This is a genomic window from Streptomyces sp. NPDC052101, assembly GCF_040680235.1.
In the GTDB taxonomy this organism is placed as follows: domain Bacteria; phylum Actinomycetota; class Actinomycetes; order Streptomycetales; family Streptomycetaceae; genus Streptomyces.
Genome location: NZ_JBFAWH010000112.1, coordinates 1 through 2229 on the forward strand (window position 1 = coordinate 1; position 2229 = coordinate 2229).

The 2229-nt window shown below is 76.0% G+C and carries 2 protein-coding genes; one reads left to right on the plus strand and one right to left on the minus strand.

Annotated elements, in window-relative coordinates; genetic code table 11:
* On the minus strand, window positions 1–653 hold a 653-nt coding region (locus AB0L75_RS44050; protein ID WP_365191921.1), incomplete at its 3' end, for a hypothetical protein.
* Between the two features lie 198 nt (window positions 654–851).
* Here AB0L75_RS44050 and AB0L75_RS44055 point away from each other — a divergent pair.
* Entirely contained in the window at window positions 852–2096 is a 1245-nt protein-coding gene (locus AB0L75_RS44055) for a chorismate-binding protein (RefSeq protein WP_216882749.1), read from the plus strand.
* Window positions 2097–2229 lie beyond the last annotated feature (133 nt).

The following is a 2229-nucleotide window of genomic DNA, read 5'->3' on the forward strand; positions in this document are numbered from 1 at the left end:
AGGCTCATGCCGCGGATCGACGGCACGGACCACTTCTGCACCTGCGGGCCCTCGGGGATCTCGAACGGGTCCGCGCCGTCGAAGAGCACCACGATCTCGGCGGCCCGGAGCACGTCCGGGTCCAGACCCTTGGTGTACGTGTGGTGCAGCGGGATGCCGATCTCGTTCATCGCCTCGAACGCGGTGGAGATGACCTCGCCGGCGGGTTCCGTGCCGGCCGAACGGGCCCTGACCGCGCCGTGGGTGCGGTTCTCGAGCAGGGCCGCGGCCATCTGCGAGCGGCCGGCGTTGCCGTGGCAGACGAACAGCACACGCGGGTGGCGCGACTCGATGCTGCCCTGGTTGATCGCCCTGGCGCGCAGGCGCGAGGCGGCATGCTGCACCGCGGTGGTCGGCAGCATCTCCGGATGGCGGCTCGTCGCGGCGAGCTCGGCGTAGGAGTCGAACAGGATCTGACGCACCGTCGCCTCGTCGGCCACGCCGGGGAAGCGCGCCATCAGCGGCCCGACCTCGCGCTCGAGCACGTGCGCGGCCATCCCGTGCGGCACGGGGTCCACCGCGGCGGGGATGTCCGGCGCGGCCGTCGTGTCCAGCGGCATGTCGTCCACCGCCGGTGCGTGATCGGCGTGGGGGTCCGGGGGGATGGGGGTCATGGTGCGAGTCCTCCGGGGAAGGCGGTCGGCTGAACGCGAGGTGAACGGGTGCCCCCACCCTGCGACGTCGGGTGTGCCGGCGCAAGCCTTGACGGGATCCCTCCGCGCCCGACGACGCTGCTCGCCGCCGTCGTCGGGGCGGTGGCCGACGCCCGGGCCCGGAGCGGGGGTCCGCCGAGGTGGGAGAGAATGGGGGCCATGTCTGTCCGCTCCCTGCTCCCGGACCTCGGCGCCCCCGCGACCGGGACCCCCGAGGCCGCCGTCCCCCCGTTCGCTCGGGCCGTGCTGTGGGCGCACGGGGACGACGCGTGGCGGGGCGAGGGCGGCTGGACCGTGCTCCTGGACGGCACCGACCGGCTCCGCCGGCTCTCCGCGCTGTGGCAGGCCGCCGTCGCCGGGCGACCGGACCCGACGGCCTCGCTGCGGGGCTGGATCTCCTCGACCTTCGCCGACGACTCGCCCGAGCCCGCGGTCCTGCGCATCCCCGCGGATCTGCGCCGCGCCACGCCGTCCGGCGTGCGGGACGTGGCCCAGCACGTGGACGCGGACGCGCTCGCAGCCGCCGTCGCCGCGGACCGCGGAGCCCGTCTGCTGGCCGACGGTGCGGTGCCCCTGCCCACCGACGTCGCCGACCGTGCCTGGGACGACGCCGGCTACGCGGTCGGCGTGCGCGAGCTGCTGACGCGGATGGCCGACTCGGGCGGGGAGCTGGCGAAGGTCGTGATCAGCCGCACGATGACCGTCCCCGCGGACGACGCCGACCTGTGGCGGGCGATCGGGGCCCTGCGCCGCGAGTACCCGCAGACCTGGGTGTTCGCCGTCGGCGGACTGCTGGGCGCCACGCCCGAGGTCCTCGCCACGCGGCACGCGGGGCTCGTGGGCTCACGGGTGCTGGCGGGGTCCATGCCGCGCGGCGCGGACGAGGAGGAGGACGCCGCGCTGCGGGAGCGGCTGGCCTCTGATCCGCGGTTGGCGGAGGAGCATCGCTGGGCCGCGCGGTCGGTGCTGGACGCGCTGGCGCCCGTCGTCGACCTCGCCGATGACGACCCCGCGCCCACCGTCCTGACCCTGCCGAACGTGCACCACCTGGCCACGTCCGTGCGCGGCCGGCTGCGGGATGGGCGGGGGACCGTGCTGGACGTGGTGGCCGCGCTGCATCCGACGGCGGCCGTCGGCGGGACCCCCACGCCGGACGCGGTGCGGGTGATCGCGGAGGTCGAGCCCGTGGACCGCGGCCGCTACGCCGGGCCGGTCGGGTGGCTGGATCAGGACGGCGACGGCGAGATCGCCCTGGCACTGCGCTGCGGCCAGCAGGTGCCCGGCGGGGTGCGGCTGCAGGCCGGGGGCGGGATGGTCCCGGGAGCGGTGCCCGAGGAGGAGGTCACGGAGATCCGGGCCAAGTTCCTGCCGATGCGCCGAGCGCTGGGCGTCGCCGAGGACTGAGGCCTCCCGTGCCGCGCCGTGCCGGCCCCGCCACCCGCGCTTTCGTTCGGGAAATGCCGGCGTGTCGCGGTGCTTTCGTTCGGGAAACGGCGCCGCACGCCGGATTCGCGTGGGCGGCGATGGAACGGCGCCC